The sequence below is a fragment of the Tabrizicola sp. YIM 78059 genome, assembly GCF_004959785.1.
Taxonomy (GTDB): Bacteria; Pseudomonadota; Alphaproteobacteria; order Rhodobacterales; family Rhodobacteraceae; genus Tabrizicola; species Tabrizicola caldifontis.
Genome location: NZ_SJZH01000001.1, coordinates 34005 through 51613 on the forward strand (window position 1 = coordinate 34005; position 17609 = coordinate 51613).

Annotated in this window: 19 protein-coding genes and 1 tRNA gene; 15 read left to right on the forward strand and 5 right to left on the reverse strand. The window is 65.2% G+C overall.

Annotation, left to right across the window (positions count from 1 at the left end):
• Nucleotide 1 precedes the first annotated feature (1 nt).
• A complete protein-coding gene (locus EZM81_RS00145; protein ID WP_136644347.1) occupies nt 2-769 on the forward strand; it encodes an SDR family NAD(P)-dependent oxidoreductase in 768 nt (255 codons plus the stop codon).
• Here EZM81_RS00145 and EZM81_RS00150 read toward each other — a convergent pair.
• Entirely contained in the window at nt 756-1577 is an 822-nt protein-coding gene (locus EZM81_RS00150; RefSeq protein ID WP_136644348.1) for a LuxR C-terminal-related transcriptional regulator, read from the reverse strand. The genes EZM81_RS00145 and EZM81_RS00150 overlap by 14 nt on opposite strands.
• Nucleotides 1578-1834: 257 nt before the next feature.
• Here EZM81_RS00150 and EZM81_RS00155 point away from each other — a divergent pair, with 257 nt between their 5' ends.
• From EZM81_RS00155 to EZM81_RS00165, 3 genes are all read left to right on the forward strand, one after another.
• A complete protein-coding gene (locus EZM81_RS00155) occupies nt 1835-2389 on the forward strand; it encodes a TRAP transporter small permease subunit (protein ID WP_248298107.1) in 555 nt (184 codons plus the stop codon).
• Nucleotides 2386-3723, forward strand: a complete 1338-nt coding sequence (locus EZM81_RS00160) for a TRAP transporter large permease subunit (protein ID WP_136644350.1) — start codon at nt 2386-2388, stop codon at nt 3721-3723. Before EZM81_RS00155 ends, EZM81_RS00160 begins: the two co-directional genes overlap by 4 nt.
• 61 nt (nt 3724-3784) lie before the next feature.
• A complete protein-coding gene (locus EZM81_RS00165) occupies nt 3785-4837 on the forward strand; it encodes a TRAP transporter substrate-binding protein (protein WP_136644351.1) in 1053 nt (350 codons plus the stop codon).
• Nucleotides 4838-4939: 102 nt separating this feature from the next.
• Here EZM81_RS00165 and EZM81_RS00170 read toward each other — a convergent pair whose 3' ends face one another.
• Together EZM81_RS00170 and EZM81_RS00175 are read right to left on the reverse strand one after the other, a co-directional pair.
• Nucleotides 4940-6061, reverse strand: a complete 1122-nt coding sequence (locus EZM81_RS00170) for a hypothetical protein (RefSeq protein WP_136644352.1) — start codon at nt 6059-6061, stop codon at nt 4940-4942.
• A 425-nt stretch (nt 6062-6486) separates the two neighbouring features.
• Nucleotides 6487-6576 (reverse strand) — tRNA-Ser (locus tag EZM81_RS00175).
• A gap of 183 nt (nt 6577-6759) precedes the next feature.
• Between EZM81_RS00175 and EZM81_RS00180 the strand changes: the two genes are divergently transcribed.
• From EZM81_RS00180 to EZM81_RS00210, 7 genes are all read left to right on the forward strand, one after another.
• A complete protein-coding gene (locus EZM81_RS00180; RefSeq protein WP_169052262.1) occupies nt 6760-7635 on the forward strand; it encodes a DUF2059 domain-containing protein in 876 nt (291 codons plus the stop codon).
• A 185-nt stretch (nt 7636-7820) separates the two neighbouring features.
• Nucleotides 7821-8261, forward strand: coding sequence for a 50S ribosomal protein L21 (gene rplU, locus EZM81_RS00185; RefSeq protein ID WP_136644354.1), 441 nt, complete (start codon nt 7821-7823; stop codon nt 8259-8261).
• Between the two features lie 6 nt (nt 8262-8267).
• Entirely contained in the window at nt 8268-8537 is a 270-nt protein-coding gene (rpmA, locus tag EZM81_RS00190) for a 50S ribosomal protein L27 (protein ID WP_135447412.1), read from the forward strand.
• Between the two features lie 177 nt (nt 8538-8714).
• A complete protein-coding gene (locus EZM81_RS00195; protein ID WP_136644355.1) occupies nt 8715-9266 on the forward strand; it encodes a GNAT family N-acetyltransferase in 552 nt (183 codons plus the stop codon).
• 268 nt (nt 9267-9534) lie between these two features.
• Nucleotides 9535-10557 (forward strand): GTPase ObgE, encoded by a 1023-nt coding sequence (gene obgE / locus EZM81_RS00200; protein WP_136644356.1) that lies wholly within the window; start codon nt 9535-9537, stop codon nt 10555-10557.
• Nucleotides 10545-11675: a glutamate 5-kinase gene (proB, locus tag EZM81_RS00205; RefSeq protein WP_136644357.1), complete on the forward strand. Its 1131-nt coding sequence runs from the start codon at nt 10545-10547 to the stop codon at nt 11673-11675. Before obgE ends, proB begins: the two co-directional genes overlap by 13 nt.
• Before the next feature lie 78 nt (nt 11676-11753).
• Nucleotides 11754-13013: a glutamate-5-semialdehyde dehydrogenase gene (locus EZM81_RS00210; protein WP_136644358.1), complete on the forward strand. Its 1260-nt coding sequence runs from the start codon at nt 11754-11756 to the stop codon at nt 13011-13013.
• On the opposite strand, the gene EZM81_RS00215 is transcribed toward EZM81_RS00210, so the two are convergent.
• Nucleotides 13003-13599 carry a histidine phosphotransferase family protein gene (locus EZM81_RS00215; protein WP_135447402.1) on the reverse strand — a complete coding sequence of 199 codons (597 nt, stop codon included), beginning with the start codon at nt 13597-13599 and terminating at the stop codon, nt 13003-13005. The genes EZM81_RS00210 and EZM81_RS00215 overlap by 11 nt on opposite strands.
• Before the next feature lie 50 nt (nt 13600-13649).
• Here EZM81_RS00215 and EZM81_RS18475 point away from each other — a divergent pair, with 50 nt between their 5' ends.
• The 3 genes from EZM81_RS18475 to EZM81_RS00230 all read left to right on the forward strand — a co-directional run bounded on the left by EZM81_RS18475 (nt 13650) and on the right by EZM81_RS00230 (nt 15533).
• Nucleotides 13650-13808, forward strand: coding sequence for a DUF3553 domain-containing protein (locus EZM81_RS18475; RefSeq protein WP_248298108.1), 159 nt, complete (start codon nt 13650-13652; stop codon nt 13806-13808).
• Nucleotides 13809-13929: 121 nt separating this feature from the next.
• Entirely contained in the window at nt 13930-14712 is a 783-nt protein-coding gene (locus EZM81_RS00225; RefSeq protein WP_135447398.1) for a GNAT family N-acetyltransferase, read from the forward strand.
• Complete coding sequence (locus EZM81_RS00230; protein ID WP_136644360.1) at nt 14709-15533, forward strand: 1-acyl-sn-glycerol-3-phosphate acyltransferase; 825 nt, start codon at nt 14709-14711, stop codon at nt 15531-15533. Before EZM81_RS00225 ends, EZM81_RS00230 begins: the two co-directional genes overlap by 4 nt.
• A gap of 184 nt (nt 15534-15717) precedes the next feature.
• Here EZM81_RS00230 and EZM81_RS00235 read toward each other — a convergent pair whose 3' ends face one another.
• Nucleotides 15718-16338 (reverse strand): thiamine phosphate synthase, encoded by a 621-nt coding sequence (locus EZM81_RS00235; RefSeq protein WP_136644361.1) that lies wholly within the window; start codon nt 16336-16338, stop codon nt 15718-15720.
• Between the two features lie 137 nt (nt 16339-16475).
• Here EZM81_RS00235 and EZM81_RS00240 point away from each other — a divergent pair, with 137 nt between their 5' ends.
• Nucleotides 16476-17213, forward strand: a complete 738-nt coding sequence (locus EZM81_RS00240) for an RNA methyltransferase (RefSeq protein ID WP_136644362.1) — start codon at nt 16476-16478, stop codon at nt 17211-17213.
• Nucleotides 17214-17609: the final 396 nt, after the last annotated feature.

Below are 17609 nucleotides of genomic sequence, written 5' to 3' on the forward strand. Positions count from 1 at the left end.
CATGGCAGGCAGGCTGGCGGGCAAAGTTGCCCTTGTCACCGGTGGCGCGAACGGTATGGGGGCGGCGATCGCGCGGCTCTTCGCGGCGGAAGGGGCAGCAGTCGCCGTGGTCGATCTTGACGATGCCTCGGGAAGCGCGGTTGCAGACGGCATCCGGTCGGCGGGCGGCCGGGCGATCGCCGTCCGGACGGATGTGACCGACGCGGACAGCGTTGCCCAGGCGGTGGCCGCGACCGAGGCGGCCTTCGGACCGGTCACGGTTCTGGTCAATCACGCCGGGGGAATCGTGGTGAAACCCTTCCTCGAAACCACAGAAGCGGAATGGGACGGCCTGCACGCGCTGAACGTGCGCAGCATGTTCCTTGTGACGCGGGCGGTTCTGCCGGGGATGATCGCGGCCGGGGGCGGGGCGATCGTCTGCACCTCGTCGATCTCTGCCGTCGCCGCGACCCCTATGGAGGTGCTTTACGACACCACCAAGGGCGCCTGTCACATGTTCGCCCGCGCCATCGCGGTAGAGTTCCGCGACCGCGGCATCCGCTGCAACGCGATCTGCCCCGGCTTCGTGCGCACCGGCCATGGCCTGAAGGAAATCGACCTGCTGAACCGCTACGGGGTGGATGTGTCGGAAGCGGCGATCCAGGCGCAGCAGGGGCGGCTGGGCGAACCCGAAGACATTGCGCGCGCGGCCCTGTTCCTGGCAAGTGACGATGCCGACTTCATAACCGGCACGCATCTGTTTGCGGACAACGGCTTTACCGCGATCTGAGGTCGCCTTGGCCGGCGCGGACATGGCGCAGGAACAGCGAGAAGAGTTCAGCCTGGCTGGAGATGTTCAGCTTCGCGTGGATGCTTTTCCGGTGGTTCTTGACGGTCCCTTCGGCGATCTCGAGCCTGAGCGCGATGGCACAGGTGGAATGGCCCTCGAGCACCAGCTTTACGACCTCGCGCTCGCGCGCCGTCAACCGGTCGGCGGCGAAGGTCTCGAAGGACGATTGCAAGGTGGTCGCCACGGGTTCCTCGGCGCTTTCGGCCTCGGTGGCATGCGCCCAGTGACGGGCGACAAGGGCGCGAACCAGTGGATCAACCGCGGCAAGCCGTGCGAACTCGTCCGAGGAAAAGCGCTCGGCCCCGTTGCGACGCATCAGCGAATAGGCAAGCGTCCAGTCCGACGGCGTGTCGATCAGGAACACGATCTCTTCGGCCAGCGCCCCCGTTTCCATGGAGATACAGGGGTGGATGTCGGGGGAATTGAAATAGGGCCCCTCGAAGAACGCATCGGGGGCGATGTCCGTCAGACGGTAAAGACCGGGTGGCCGACCGTATTTGCAGGCCGTGAACACGCAGTCGAGTTCGAACCCGCCGTTGAGGTAGGCCTCCATCACTTCGGGTCGGGACACGTCGCCCAGACCGTCGTGCAGCAGAAGCGGGCGTCTGCGGTCAGCGTAGGCAAAGGTGCAAGACAGATCGAACGGGGCAAGCCGGCGCAACCCGTCCTCCAGCGTTCGGTGAAACTCGGGACGTTCGACCGCCGCGATGGCGGGGGAAATGACCCCTGCTATGTCATCGATCCGCATGACATGTCCCGATCCTGTTCCCCTGCTCGTCGGCGCAAAGTCCCCTCTGCCTCCGGCATGTCCCGTCAGGGCTATTGAGGGCCTTCGCCATCACAGCATGATTTCACCAGCTTTCCCATTGCAAGACAATGCGGTTTGAACAGGGGGGTGACGCCATCGTGAGCAGACGGCCCGAGCAGGCAGGGGGGGCATGGCCCGGACTTGCCGCCTATGTGCGAACCATCGACGCACTGAACCACGGCGTCGGACGGATTGCGATGTATCTTCTGTTCGTGCTGATGGGCATCCTTCTCTGGTCCACCATCTCGAAATTCAGCCGCCCGTCGCTGTGGACGCTGGAAGCCGCGCAGTTCGTGATGATCGCCTACTTCGTGCTAGGTGGGCCCTGGTCGATGCAGGCCGGCGCCCATGTTCGGATGGACCTCTTCTACCACCGCTGGACCCCGCGGCGGCGCACTCAGGTCGACGCCATCACGGTATTTGCCCTTGGATTCTACCTGGCCGTCATGCTTTGGGGAGCGCTTGACAGCACGGCCTATTCGCTCGGTCTGAAATGGACGATGATCGAGGTCGGCTGGCTGCCCTTCGATCTGCCCTGGCCCCAGACCGGCTTCATGGAGCGCAGCCCCTCGGCATGGCGGCCTGTTCTCTGGCCGGTGAAGGTGATCATGTGCGTGGGCCTTCTTCTGATGCTTTTGCAATCTCTGGCCTTCCTGATCCGCGATGTCGCCATCCTGCGCAGCATCAGCATTCCGCCCGGCCGCGGCTATGCCGACCCGGACCAGCCCGGCACCGAGGACATCTCTGCATGAGTTACGAAGCCATCGCCATCCTGATGTTCTCGACCATGCTGTTGATGATGGTCACGGGGCAGCGCGTCTTTGGCGTGATCGGCTTCGTTGCCGTCGGGGCGGCGCTTCTGCTGTGGGGCACCGGAGCAGAGGCCATGGGCTTTTCGTCCACCATCAAGCTGATGCGCTGGTACCCGCTTCTGACGCTGCCGATGTTCGTCTTCATGGGCTATGTCATGTCGGAAAGCCGTCTGGCTGATGACCTTTACCGGATGTTTCATGTCTGGTTCGGTCCGGTCCCGGGCGGGCTTGCGATCGGGACGATCCTGCTCATGGTGCTGATTTCGGCGATGAACGGGCTTTCGGTCGCCGGCATGGCCATCGGGTCCACCATCGCCCTGCCAGAGCTTCTGCGGCGCGGCTATGACAAGCGCATGGTCACGGGCGTGATCCAGGCTGGCTCGTCCCTGGGCATTCTGATCCCGCCGTCGGTCGTGCTGGTGCTTTATGCGATGATCGCGCGGCAGCCGGTCGGCCAGCTGTGGCTGGCGGGGGTTGTTCCGGGGCTGATGATGGCGGCGCTGTTCATAGTCTACATCGTCCTGCGCGGCTGGTTCCAACCGTCGTTGACGCCGCCGATCTCGGCGGAGGAGCGTGCGACCATCACGCGCAGCGAAAAGCTGCGCCTGCTTGGCGCCGGGGTTCTGCCCTTCGCGATCTTCTTCTGCATGATGGTGCCGTTCATCACCGGACACACCTCGCTGGTCGAAAGCTCTGTGATCGGGGCCATGACCACCGTGATCGCTGCGGTAATCAAGCGACGCTTCACCTGGGCGGTGTTCCAGACCAGCACCCGCCAGACGCTGTTCATTTCGTGCATGTTCATGTGGATCATTCTTGCGGCGCTGTCCTTCGGCGCCGTGTTCGACGGGCTGGGCGCGGTGCGCGCGATCGAGGGTTTCTTCGTCGGCCAGCTGCACCTTTCGCCCTGGACCATCCTCATCATGATGCAGCTGTCGTTCCTTCTGATGGGAACCTTCCTTGACGACACGGCCATGCTGGTGATCGTGGCACCACTTTATGTGCCGCTGGTGGCCAAACTTGACCTCGGGATCGAAAACCCGCTCATCTGGTATGGCGTTCTTTACACGATCACCTGCCAGATCGCCTACCTGACGCCGCCCTTCGGCTACAACCTGTTCCTGATGCGGGCCTTTGCGCCGCCCGAGATCACCATCATCGACATCTACAAGTCCATCCTGCCCTTCGTGCTGGTGATGATCCTGGCGCTGGCCCTGCTGATCATGTTCCCGGCCATTGCGCTGTGGCTGCCCGAAACCGTGTACATAAAGTGACCGAAATCCAACCCGGATGCCTGGCCCACAGGCACACCCCGAACCGACAAGGAGCGTTCTCATGACCGATACGACCACCCGCCGCAAATTTCTTGCCACCGCCGGCATCGGTGCCGGCGCCGCCGCGCTGGCGGCTCCGACCACTCTGCGCGCGCAGGATCCGATCCGCTGGCGCTTTCAGACCTATGCCGGCCCGACGCTCGGTGAATTCGTGACCAAGCCCGTGATCGACGCGATCAACGCGGCCTCGGGCGGAAGGCTCCAGATCGAGCTTTATTATGCCGACCAGATCGTGCCGACGGGCGAACTGTTCCGCGCGTTGCAGAACGGCACCATCGACGCCGTCCACTCCGACGACGACAGCATGGCCGCGCCGGTCGACATCGCGGTGTTTGGCGGCTATTTCCCGCTGGCCACCAAGCATGCGCTCGATGTGCCGGTCCTGTTCGAACAGTACGGTCTGAAGCAGATCTGGTCCGAGGCCTATGCCGAGGCCGGTGGTGTCGTGTGGCTGTCGGCCGCCGGTCAGGATCCCTGCAACTTCAACACGGTGAACCCGATCCGCTCGGTCAGCGACCTGAACGGCCTGCGGCTTTACACCTTCCCGACCGCCGGTCGCTTCCTGACCCAGTTCGGCGTGATCCCGGTGCAGATCCCCTATGAGGACGCCGAGGTGGCCGTGCAGACAGGCGAGCTTGACGGTATGGCCTGGTCAGGGATCACCGAGGACTATACGGTTGGCTGGGCCAACGTGACCAACTACATCACGACGAACAACATCTCGGGCGCCTGGATCGGGTCGTTCTACGTCAACGAAAAGCGCTGGGCCGATCTGCCGGATGACCTGAAGGCCATCGTCCGCGCCTGCATCGAGATGGGACACCATTTCCGCAACCAGTGGTACTGGGGCGGCGAAGCGCGGCTGCGGGCCACCGGCGACAAGCTGGAACTGACCACGATCCCGCCCGCAGAGTGGGCCGAGGTCGAACAGGCCGCGCAGGCTTTCTGGGATGAAATCGCACAGCAGTCCGAACGCTCGGCCAAAGTCGTGAGCATCTTCAAGGAATACAACGCCAACACTTCGGTGGCTGGCCTTCCGTACACCTGTCTCTGAGGCCGTCCGGGGGCCGGTGCCATCGCCGGCCCCCGCCGCCGCATCAAGTCGCGTCGCGCCAGATCCGGCTTGTGTCAGTGGCTCCGAAGTCGAAACAATGCTTCAAATCGGGCTTTGATCGTTTCGGGGTGGAGTTAGCTTGCGCAGCACCGTCGATCGGCGTGGTGCCGCAACGTTCTTGTTGTTCCACGTTCGCAGCCAGGCGAAACGCTCTGGATCCTGCTCGAGCAGATAGTTCCGGATACGATCTCGCGCATCAGGCTCTGAACGTAGCAGCAACGCCCTCAGATCCTGGTCGATGGCGCGGCGCTCGGCCCCCAAGGCCTCGGCCTTCGCATACCACTCGTAACCGGCTGCGAGGTCCCGAAGCCCCATCGAGACAGCGCCAAGCAACGTGCACGGCCTGAAATCGGCCGGGGTCAATTCGTGCGCCTCCAGCCCTAGCGTCCTGGCCTCGGTGAGGCGGCCAGCATCGCGCATCGCGCCTCCGCGCGTCGTCAAGAGCGCCGATCTCGGTTTCGGGCTCCGTCCCGCCTTGCCGAGCGCCGCCTCCGTTACCTCCAGCGCCTGCTGGGGTTCATCAGCCTTCCGCCAATGCGCACAGGCATTTACGGCATCCCACGGATCGCGGCTTTCTTCCCATGCCTTGGTGAGCGCTTCGGCTTCCAGCCGATGCCACGCTTGCTGCAACGCATCGGTCCAGCAATCCACCGCCTCGGTCGACAGCCAAGCGACGTCTTCGGGCGCCAGGCGGTTACCACTCGCCACCTGCTTCAGCAGCCGCATTGCACGCGGATAGTGCTCGGTCTCGATGAAGCCGATATCGAACCGATCCCGCAACTCGCGGGCTTCGCGCTTGCGGCGCAGCACGGGGTCATTCTCCATTGCAGCGAAGCGCGCCTTGACCGCGGCATCCAGCGCCTCGGCCTTTCGGGCTTGTTCGGCTGCCACCCTTTCGGCTTCGTCCTTCGCGCTTTGGATACGGTCTGATCGCTCGCGCGCCGCAGTCTCCTCGCAGGCAGGGCGATCGATCTGGCCGGTCGCCAGCGCCAGAAGAGAGTTGAGCCCGCCGGACGTCAGAAACGCCTGCGCCAAGGAGGTCAGCGTCTCGCCCGCCTCGATCTTCTGCAGAATTCCATTCAACCGCGCCCCGACGAGCGCGGCGCCCGGCAGGTCATCGACAAGATACTTTTCCGCCAAACCGGCTTGGGACGATCCTGACATCGGACAATCCACGCGTTGAAATGCTCACTGAAAATCAAGCACGGCGCCCCGATGGAAGGCAATCTGGACTTCCCGAGAAATCAGAAAGATCGGGCCGAATACCACCGCCACGGCTACGTGCCGTTAGGCGAATGCATCCAACGGCTTCGCTTCTCGCGTGTTGCTGCTCTGTTCTTTTTGAAGGTGATTGACACATGGCCGGAAGTTTTAGTGACGTCGAAAGTCAGATCATTGGAAAGGCAAGGAAAAATCCGACCGAACCGAATTTGGCGAGGTTCGCCCGGACAGAGCCAAAGCGCCGTTCAGAGCCCGGAACGGGCCCGGCGCGCAGTCTCAGAGGTTCGCATGTGGGAGGCAAACCCCATTGAAAACACGCCTATTTCCGCGCCATTCGGGGCGCCTGTCCGTGTTCGCAACAGGGATGATGGCGGAGAGGGTGGGATTCGAACCCACGGTAGGCGCAAACCTACAACGGTTTTCGAGACCGCCACGATCGACCACTCCGTCACCTCTCCGCGCTTCAGGGGTCGTCTATGTGGCGGGGTGGATACCCGGCTCTTGCGGGATGCGCAAGGGCCAAATCGAGAGGTTCGGGGCATTGCGCCGCCCGCATGTTCACGCCCAGTTGCGTCCGGGACGCTTGGCAAGTGTCGGGGCAGGGGTTACCTCTCGGACAGATCACACAGGAAGGGACGCGCATGCCGCTTCACCGTCTGGCCCTCATCGCGCTCCTGTCGCTGTCCGCGCCCGGCCATGCGCAGACCGCCGTTCCTCAGGCCGGGGAAGCGCCTGCGCAGTCCGAAGCCCCAAGCCGTGCAACCGAGGCGCTGCTTGAGGCGCTGAGGCTTGACGAGCTTCTGGCCGTGATGCGCGAGGAGGGGCTGGCACAGGCCGGCACCCTTCAGGCCGACATGTTCCCGTCAGGTGGCGGGACCGAATGGGTGCGGGCGCTGGACGGCATCTATGATGTCTCGCGCCTGCGCAAAGGTTTTGCGGCGGCGATCGAGGCAGAGCTGGGGGGTAACCCAGAAATCCTGTCCGAAATCCTTGCCTTCTACGCCACCGACCTTGGGCAGCGCGTCGTCCTGCTTGAGATCGAGGCCCGTCGCGCCTTTCTGGACGAGGCCGCCGAGGATGCCGCCCGTGTGGCGGCCGACAAGCGGCGTGCAAGCCGCGATCCGCGCGCGGGACAACTCGAACGGTTCATCGCGGCGGGCGATCTGGTAGAGATGAATGTTGCCGGTGCGCTGTCGGGCAATCTTGCCTTCATGACCGGCATGAACGACAGCGGCGCATATGGCGATGGTTTGCCACGCGACCAGCTTATGCAGGATGTATGGGGCCAGGAAGATCAGATCCGTGCCGAAACGCGGTCGTGGCTCGAGGCCTATCTCGGGCTTGCATACCAGCCGCTGGACGATGCCGAGCTAGATGTCTACATCGCCTTCATGGAAAGCCCGGCCGGAAGGCGGCTGAACGGCGCGCTGTTCATCGCCTTCGACCAGGTTTTCCGCCGCGTCTCCTACGAGCTTGGCCGGGCCGCAGGGGTTGCGATGCTTGGCACCGACATCTGAGGATCGCGCGCCGCCCCTTGACTTTGCCTTGGTGCCGCCCGATAAGCGCGCATCCCGGCGTGCGGCGACTCGCGCCGGGTCTATGTTTTTGATGACGCCCGCAAGGGCGCGCTGTCCGAGGCGGGGAAACCCCGGGAACGCCCGAAAGGGGGCCACAGGGCGCGGAGCGAAGGAAGGAAAGACCCATGTTTGCGGTCCTCAAGACCGGCGGCAAGCAATACAAGGTGCAGGCGGGCGACGTGCTGCGCGTGGAAAAGCTTGATGCCGCGGCTGGTGACAAGATTCAGTTCAACGACATCCTGATGGTCGGCACGACCGTCGGTGCGCCCTTCGTGCCCGGCGCGGCCGTTCAGGCCGAAGTGATCGACCAGATCAAGGGCGAGAAGGTCATCCACTATGTCAAGCGCCGCCGGAAGCATTCCAGCCAGCGCACCAAAGGCCACCGCCAGCACCTGACGCTGGTGCGCGTGACCGAGGTCCTGGAAAAGGGCGCGGAAAAGACCGGCGTAAAACCCGCGATCGGCACTGTTGCCGCACGTCGCGCCGCGCATGAGGCGCCAGGCGCTGCTGCCGCGAAGGCCGAAAAACCGAAGCGCGCCGCCAAGGCCGCCGCAGTTCAGGAGTAAGTCCCCATGGCACACAAGAAAGCAGGCGGTTCGTCCCGCAACGGTCGCGACTCGGCCGGTCGTCGCCTGGGCGTGAAGCTCTACGGTGGCCAGCATGCCATTCCCGGCAACATCATCTGCCGCCAGCGCGGGACCAAGTGGTTCCCTGGCCAGGGTGTCGGCATGGGCACTGACCACACGATCTTCGCCACGGTCGAAGGGCGCGTGACCTTCAAGAAAGGCCTGAAGGGCCGCACCTTCATTTCGGTGCTCCCCGTCGCCGAGGCAGCCGAGTAGGTCGAACCTTTACAATAAGATTGTAGATGGGGGATCGGCCGAAGGGCCGGTCCCCTTTCTCTTTCGCGCTGCGGGATTGTGGCGGTCCGCCGCCGGAACCGCCGCGAAAGGGCCAAGAAAACGGGCGATTGCATGAGTAACCGGCAATCCCCACATGTGCTTCAAAGGAGGGAAGCCATGCTTCAGGAAAAGATCGCTGCAACCCCGGTCACGATCGAGACCGAGCGGTTCACCCTGCGCCCGGCGCGCAAGTCCGATGCCGGACTATTCGCGCTTTACGCCGGCGACAAGCGGGTTGCAGAGGCGACGCAGGGCATCCCCCATCCCTTGCCACCCGGCGCGGCCGAGGCGTTTTGTGCCCGGGCCATGGCCTCCGGCGGCGATGAGGATATCTGGGTCATGGATGGCACTCGCTCGGGCCTGCCCGAGGTGCTGGGGGTGATCAGCCTGAAGAAGATGGATCGCAACCAGTCCGAGGTCGCCTTCTGGGTCGCGCCTGCCTTCTGGAACCTCGGCATCGCCTCCGAGGCGGTGCAGGCACTGGTCGATGCGAACCCGCAGAAGAACGCGACGATGTTCGCCGAGGCCTTCCAGGACAACCCCGGATCGGCGCGCGTCCTGGCCAATGCCGGCTTCCAGTATCTCGGCGACGCCGAAAGCTTTTCCGTCGCCCGCGGAGTGACCGTGCCGACCTGGACCTATATTCGCAAGCTCGACCCCAAGGGCTGACGGTGGCACCCTGCGGCGCGGCTTGCGCCGCAGGTCCATCCTCTCGTCGCCGGCCTGCGCGCCCTCCTCGGGGGGGGCGGCGGTGTGAAGCCCGCTCCGCACGAGCCGGTTGGCCGGAACGGCCAGAGGCGAGACGCCGGCACGCGGCGCCAGCCGCTCCATTCCCGGACTGCTGGCCCGGCTGTACGTCGGGCCATGCCGTCGCTTGAGCATCGTCCCTGCTTCCTGTATCCCCTCTTCCCTGACCTGTCCCCGAAAGCGCCCCCCGATGAAATTCCTTGATCTCGCCAAAGTCTATATCCGCTCCGGCGGCGGCGGGGCGGGCTGTGTCTCGTTCCGACGCGAGAAATTCATCGAATTCGGCGGCCCCGATGGCGGCGACGGCGGCCATGGCGGCAGCGTTTACGCCGAAGCGGTCGAGGGCCTGAACACCCTGATCGACTACCGCTATCAGCAGCATTTCTTTGCAAAGAACGGTCAGCCTGGCATGGGCAACCAGCGCACCGGAAAGTCGGGAGAGGACATCGTTCTGAAGGTGCCTCTGGGAACCGAGATCCTCGATGAGGACGGGGAGACTGTGATCGCCGACCTGACCGAACCGGGGCAGCGCGTCTGCCTTGCCGAGGGCGGCAACGGCGGCTGGGGGAACCTGCGCTTCAAGTCCTCGACCAACCGCGCACCGAACCGGGCCAATCCCGGTCAGCCGGGGGTGGAGCGCACGATCTGGCTGCGGCTGAAGCTGATCGCCGATGCTGGCCTCGTCGGCCTGCCGAACGCCGGGAAAAGCACCTTTCTTGCCGCCGTCTCGAACGCCCGGCCGAAGGTCGCCGACTACCCCTTCACAACGCTGGTCCCGAACCTTGGCGTCGTGGGCATCGACGGCCATGAATTCGTCATGGCCGACATTCCCGGTCTGATCGAGGGCGCCTCGGAGGGCAGGGGCCTTGGCACACAGTTCCTGGCGCATGTGGAACGCTGCAAGGTGCTTCTGCACCTGGTCGATGGTACATCATCCACTGTGGTCAAGGATTACCGCACCATAGTGACCGAACTTGAGGCCTATTCCGCCGTGCTTGGTGACAAGCCCCGCATCCTGGCCCTGAACAAGACCGACGCCATGGACGCGCGTCAGATCAGTGACCGCCGCCGTGCACTGGAAAAGGCCAGCGGGGGGCCGGTGCATGTGATCTCCGGCGTTTCCGGCAAGGGGATCCCCGAGGTGCTTCGTGCGCTTTACGCCACGATCACCGCCGCAGAACCTGCGCAGGAGCCAGCGCCATGGCAACCCTGACTGCGGCCCGATCCGCGCCCGATGTGCGCAGCGCAAGGCGTCTGGTCGTCAAGATCGGCTCGGCACTGCTGGTGGATCGTCGTGCCGGGCTGAAACAGGCCTGGCTTTCGGCGCTGGCGCTTGACGTGGCAGAGGCGAAGGTCCGCGGCAGCGATGTCGTGCTGGTCTCTTCCGGTTCGATCGCACTAGGGCGCAAGATCCTCGGACTGCCGGATGGCGCTCTGACCCTCGAACAATCCCAGGCCGCCGCTGCCGTGGGCCAGATCCGCCTTGCGCGCGCCTATGAAGAGGTGCTGGCTCTGCATGGCATTACTACCGCGCAGGTGCTGGTGACGCTGGAGGATACCGAGGACCGCCGCCGCTACCTGAACTCCCGCGCGACGATGGAGACGCTGCTCTCGCTCGGCGTCGTGCCGATCGTGAATGAGAACGACACGGTGGCCACCGACGAGATCCGCTTCGGCGACAACGACCGGCTGGCTGCTCAGATCGCGGTGACGGTGGGGGCGGATCAGCTGATCCTTCTGTCCGACGTGGACGGTTTCTACACGGCGAACCCCAAGGAAGACCCCACCGCCACCCGCTTCGACGTGGTGGACCAGATCACGCCCGAGATCGAGGCGATGGCGGGCGATCCGATCAGCGGCCTGTCAAAGGGGGGGATGAAGACGAAACTCCTCGCCGCCCGCACTGCCGTTGCCGGCGGATGCGCCATGGCGATCATGGAAGGTTCGACCCTGCGGCCGCTGAAGGCGCTGGCCGAGGGCGCGCCGCGCACCTGGTTCGTCCCCGCCGCCGACCCGCAGGTCGCGCGCAAGCGCTGGATCAACGCGATGAAGCCGAAGGGGGAACTGGTGCTGGATGCTGGCGCCGTCGCCGCGCTGAAGGCAGGGAAAAGCCTGCTGCCGGCGGGGGTGACGAAGGTCACCGGTAGCTTCGGGCGCGGCGAGCCGGTGGCGATCCTCAGCCCCGAGGGCGCGGTTCTTGGCAAGGGCCTTGTGCGGTACACTTCGGCCGAGGCGCGCAAGATCGCCGGTCACCGGTCTGGCGAGATCGAGGCGATCCTCGGCTATCAGGGCCGCGCGGCGCTGGTGCACCGGGACGACATGGTGGTTTGAGGCACAAATTCCTTCATGAAGGACTTTGCCAGAATTCTTTCCCAAGAATTTTGGCTTTCAGCAAGAGGACGTGAGACGATGGACGGCCAGTTCACCGACCTGATGACCGAGATCGGCACCAAGGCCCGCGCAGCAGCAGCCGAGCTGGCCTGCACCTCCTCGGAACGCAAGGCCGCCGCTCTGATCGCGGCCGCAGACGCCGTCTGGACCCGGCGGCAGGAAATCTTCGACGCCAACACCCTTGATCTCGACGCCGCCGACCAGCGCGGCATCACGCCCGCGATGCGCGACCGCCTGCGCCTGGACGAGAACCGCCTGCGCGGGATCGTCGATGCGCTGCGCATGATCGCGGAACAGAAGGATCCGGTCGGCCGCGTGCTGGCGGAATGGGACCGACCGAACGGCCTGCATATACAGCGCGTGGCCACCCCCCTCGGCGTGGTCGGCGTGATCTACGAATCCCGCCCCAACGTCACCGCCGATGCCGGTGCGCTCTGCCTCAAGTCGGGCAACGCAGTCATCCTGCGCGGCGGGTCGGAAAGTTTCCAGACCTCGGAGGCGATCCACGCCTGCATGGTTGCGGGCCTGCGCTCGGCCAATCTGCCCGAGGCGGCGATCCAGTTCGTCCCCACCCGCGACCGCGAGATGGTCACGGCCATGCTGCAGGCCACCCAGTACATCGACGTCATCGTGCCCCGCGGGGGCAAGGGACTCGTGGGCCTGGTCCAGCGCGAGGCGCGGGTGCCGGTCTTTGCGCATCTCGAAGGCATCTGCCACGTCTATGCCGATCGCGACGCCGACCTGGAAAAGGCCCGCCGCGTGGTGCTGAACGCCAAGACCCGCCGCCCCGGCATCTGCGGCGCGGCGGAATGCCTGCTGATCGACTGGCAGTTCTACACCAAACATGGCGGCGTCCTGATCGAGGATCTGCTCAAGGCCGGGGTCGAGGTCCGCACCGAGGGCGAGCTGCTGAAGATCCCCGGCACCAAGCGCGCCGCGCCGGACGATTTCGGGCGCGAGTTCCTGGACATGATCATCGCCGCGAAACTGGTGGACGGGGTGGACGAGGCCATCGCCCATATCCGCCGCTACGGCAGCCAGCATACTGAAAGCATCCTGACCGAGAACGACGCTACCGCGCAGCGTTTCTTCGACCGGCTCGACAGCGCGATCCTGATGCGCAACGCCAGTACGCAGTTCGCCGACGGCGGCGAATTCGGCATGGGCGCGGAAATCGGCATCGCAACCGGCAAGATGCACGCGCGGGGCCCCGTGGGGGCCGAACAGCTGTGCAGCTTCAAGTATCTGGTGACCGGCGACGGCGCGATCAGATCCTGAGGCTGACCGAGGTCTCGCCGATCTCGGTCACCAGCCGCCGGCCCTGCCGCGCCAGTTCCTCGGCCACCAGCGCGAAATGCACCTGGCCTGCCTCGATTCCCGCCGGTGGGCGGGGTTCGGCCAGCACCTCCCACAGCGCCGATTCGATCTTCAGTCTCGGCGCCTCGGCCCGGATTGCCCAGCCCTCGGCTGTCTGTTCGACCTGCACCTTGCCGCCGTAGGCCAGTGCGCTTTCCAGGCAGTGCAGCAGCAGGAAGACCAGCCGCACGTCGCGGCGCGACAGGTCGCCCTGGCTGGTCCAGGCATAGCCGATGCGACCGGCCCGGCCGAGGTCGGTCAGGATCGACAGCACCTCGGTCCGCGCCACGCGCTGTTCGCCCCGCGCAGCGCCGAAACTGATGCGGAAGAAACGGATGCGCGCGTTGGCATGCGCCACGCTGTCGGCGATCAGCGCCAGTTCCGGCCGGGCCGCACCCGTCTCCAGCGTCAGAAGTTCCACCCCGTTGCCTATTGCTCCTATCGGACTGATAAGGTCATGGCAGATGCGCGATGCGATCAGGGCAGGAAGGTCGGGCTTGTCTTGCATCGGGAAACTTGCGGAAAGGGACGGACGTGACAGGATTGCTGCAGCCGGGCATGCTGGTGCGCCACCCGGATCGGGCCGACTGGGGCCGTGGTCAGGTGCAATCGGTGATCGGATCCCGGGTCACGGTCAACTTCGAACATGCTGGAAAGGTGGTCATCGACAGCAAGCGCATCTCTCTTGTTCCTGACTTCGGGGATTTTCGCCCATAGTGCGAATCTTGCCGCGAAACTCAACCTGTAATAGATGTGCCGCCTTGCCCTTTCCGGGTGACGGTTGCAATGGGTCCGGGCGGGGGATAAGTCAGGAAAGCCCCATGCCGAAGCAAGGACGATGACGGCCGAAGACTCGCCCTACGCCCTGCGGCTTGCCGCGACGGACGAGGATATCCTGTCCGCGCAGCGGCTGCGCTACGAGGTGTTCGTGGCCGAACTGGGCGGGGACGGGCCCCTGGTTGACCACGAGGCCCGGCTGGAACGCGATGCCTTCGATCCGTTCTTCGACCACCTGATCCTGGTAGATCGCCGCCGCGACCCGGCGAACCTTGACCATGTGATCGGTGCCTATCGCATCCTTCCCTGCGACCGACGTGCTGCAGCGGGGCGGTTCTATTCGGAAACCGAATACGACCTGACGCCCTTGCTGAATTCCGGCCGCAAGCTTCTGGAACTGGGGCGTTCCTGCGTGCACATCGACCACCGCGGCGGGGCGACGATGTTCCATCTTTGGAACGGCCTGGCCGAATATGTGCTGGAAAGGGGAATCGAGGTGCTGTTCGGCACCGCCAGCTTTCACGGCACCAACATTCCGGCGCTGGCCCAGCCGTTGGCCTATCTGCACCACAACCATCTGGCACCGCCCGAGATGCGGGTCCGCGCGCTTCCGCCCAACCGGCAGGAGATGGACCTGATCCCGAAGGATCGTCTCGACCGCCGCGCCGCGATGGCCGCGACGCCCGCGCTGATCAAGGCCTACCTGCGCCTTGGCGGCTTTGTCGGCGACGGCGCCTGGATCGACCGTGATTTCAACACCACCGATGTCTGCCTTGTGATGGACACCGGCCAGATGTCGGCACGGCACCGGGATTTCTACATGCGCAAGGCCGGGCAGGGATGAGCGACTGGCTGACGGCTCCGGTGCCGCCGGCGGTGCGCATCGGCCCGCTGGGCTGGCTGCGCGTCCTGTGGCGGGGCTCGCTGATCGGATCCTTCTGCTATGGCGGCCTTGTGTTCCTGCTGCTGGTGCGCCTTGTCGAATGGCCGCTGTGCGGTGCAGCCCGCCCTGTGACACCCTGGATCACCCAGGCGGTCTGCCGCGCCTCGCTTGTCGTCCTGCGCCTGCCGCTTCTGGTCCGGGGCCGGCCGATGACGGCCCCTGGCGCGATCGTGGCAAACCATTCCAGCTGGCTGGACATCCTTGTGCTGAATGCCGCGACCCGCGTCTATTTCGTCGCCAAGTCCGAGGTCTCGGGTTGGCCCGGCATCGGCTGGCTCGCCCGCGCGACCGGCACTGTCTTCATTGCCCGTAAGGGAACCGAGGCGAAGAAGCAGCAGGAAATGTTCGAGGCTCGGCTTCAGGCCGGCCATCGGCTTCTGTTCTTCCCCGAAGGTACCTCGACCGACAGCATCCGCGTGCTGCCGTTCAAGTCCACGCTGTTTCAGGCGTTCTTTTCGCCCGCACTGGAACGGACGATGCATATCCAGCCGGTGACGGTGGTCTATCATGGGCCGGACGGCATGGACGCACGGCACTATGGCTGGTGGGGCGACATGGATTTCGCCAGCCACCTGCTGAAGATGCTGGCTACCCCGCGGCAGGGCAGGGTAGAGGTCATATTCCACCCCGAAGTGCCGGTGGATGCGTTCGAGAACCGCAAGACGCTGGCGCAGCACTGCGAAAGAGTGATCCGCACTGCCCATCCGAACGCCGAAGCGTAGGGCGCGTTACAGCGCACCAAGCCCTGGCATCACCCTTCGGGGCCGATGGCTGACGTTCGGCCGCTGCCCCGCGCGCAGAGGGGGCATGACGAAGCGGGCAAGACCAGGACAAGGGACGCCGCCGATTGCCCAGACTGACACGTCGAACGCCAGCGGCCCCGCCTGTCGCGCCAGATCTGCCCCGTCACCCCAGCGGTGCCATAAGGGACTTCAGCGCGGCAAGCGGATCTTCCGCGCCCCAGATTTCCTCGCCTACCGCGAAGAAATCGGTCACCGGCCCGAAGCGCGCGACCAGTTCGGCCGTCAGAGCGCCCTCGGCGACCACCGGAACCTCGATCACTTCGGTCCACCATTCGAACAGTTCGAACTCTGCCCGGCTGCCATCGCCCAGCCGCGTCTCGCCCACCGGCCCGAAGGCGATGTAATCGGCCCCCGCCTCGCCGGCGGTCATGCCCTCATGCTTGCTGGCCCGGCAGAAGGCGCCGACGATCGCATCGGCACCAAGCTCCTTCCGTGCCTTCCTGACCGACCTTGCACCATCGGTCAGATGCACGCCGTCCAGCCCCAGCCTTTCGGCCAGAATCAGGTGGTTGTCGATCACCACTGCCACATCGCGGGCGTGGGCGACCTCGCGCGCGGCATCGGCGGCGCGCATCAGCGTATCCTCGTCCTTCGTGCCCAGCGACAGCCGCAGGCAGGCGATCTCGATCCCGTCCAGCACCCGGGCGATCCGGTCGGAAAAATTGCCGGGGTCGAAGCTGGGGGGGGTGATCAGGGTGATCTGCGGGTGATCGTCAGCGGGCATACAAGGGCTCCGGCGTCGGGGTTTTCGCCGCTCTACCAGCCTTTCCGTCGCTTGGCTACCGGCCGCGGGGCCTGTCCTTGCTTGCCAGCCTGCCACGCCTCGCCTATCTGGCCTGCAATCCCAGCAGGAGCCGTCGCATGATCCCGCCTGTCTTCATCCTTGTCCGGCCGCAGATGGGCGAAAACATCGGTGCCGCCGCGCGGGCGATGCTGAACTTCGGGCTGGAACGGATGCGGGTCGTGGACCCGCGCGACGGCTGGCCGAACCCCAGGGCCGTGGCCATGGCATCAGGCGCGGGGCGGGTGCTGGATCAGGCGGGGCTTTTCCCCGACCTGCCCGCCGCGATCGCCGATTGCGACTATGTCTTTGCCACGACGGCGCGGGGTCGCGAGCTGGTGAAGGAAGTCGTCACCCCGGAACATGCCATGGAATTCACCCGCGCAATGGCGGCCGAGGGCAAGCGGGTGGGTGTCCTCTTCGGTCCCGAACGCGCCGGACTGGAAAACGATGACATCATCCGGGCCAATGCCATCGTGACCGTGCCGGTGAACCCCGATTTCCCCTCGCTGAACCTCGCGCAATGCGTGCTGCTTCTGGGGTACGAATGGCGGCGGCACGGAGCCACGGTCGCGCCATCGGTGATGGAGCTTGCCCGGACGGATTTTGCCAGCCGCGAAGAGGTGAACCGGCTGGCGGACCATTTCGAGGAACGGCTGGAGACAGCGGGCTTCTTCTTCCCCGAGACAAAGGCCGAGGGCATGAAGGCCAACCTGCGCAACATGTGGGGCCGGCTTGGCCTGACGCGCGCCGAGGTACAGACCTTCCACGGCATGCTGCGCCAGATCGCCTGGAAGCTGAAGAAGCAGGGCGACTGACCGCCATATGGCACGCTGCCGGCATCCCGCCTCCCTCTCCCTCTCCCGCGAAGGGGAGGGACGGGCGAGTGGCCGCCTTGCGCAAAGGTTCGGCCTGGTCCGGGCGGCCTTCTGGGCCATGATCCCGGCAGAACACGATGCGGTCAGGGCCTGTGACGAGGCAGGATCAGAAGCCGCCCGGGGCAGAGGCCGCTACCCGGTGCGGGCCGCATCACAGCCTTGTCAAACGCCTGGCTACTTGCCCGACAGGCCGTCACCAGGAACGGCAATTCCGTGGCGGGGCATCATCCGCATGAACGATCCCTGCCTGTCGGGGGGCAGAGAGCCTGTCCGGGCGCCGACGTGCGCCCATGTCTCGGGCTGTAGCGCGGTTGAGGGGGTGACGTGGATCAGAAT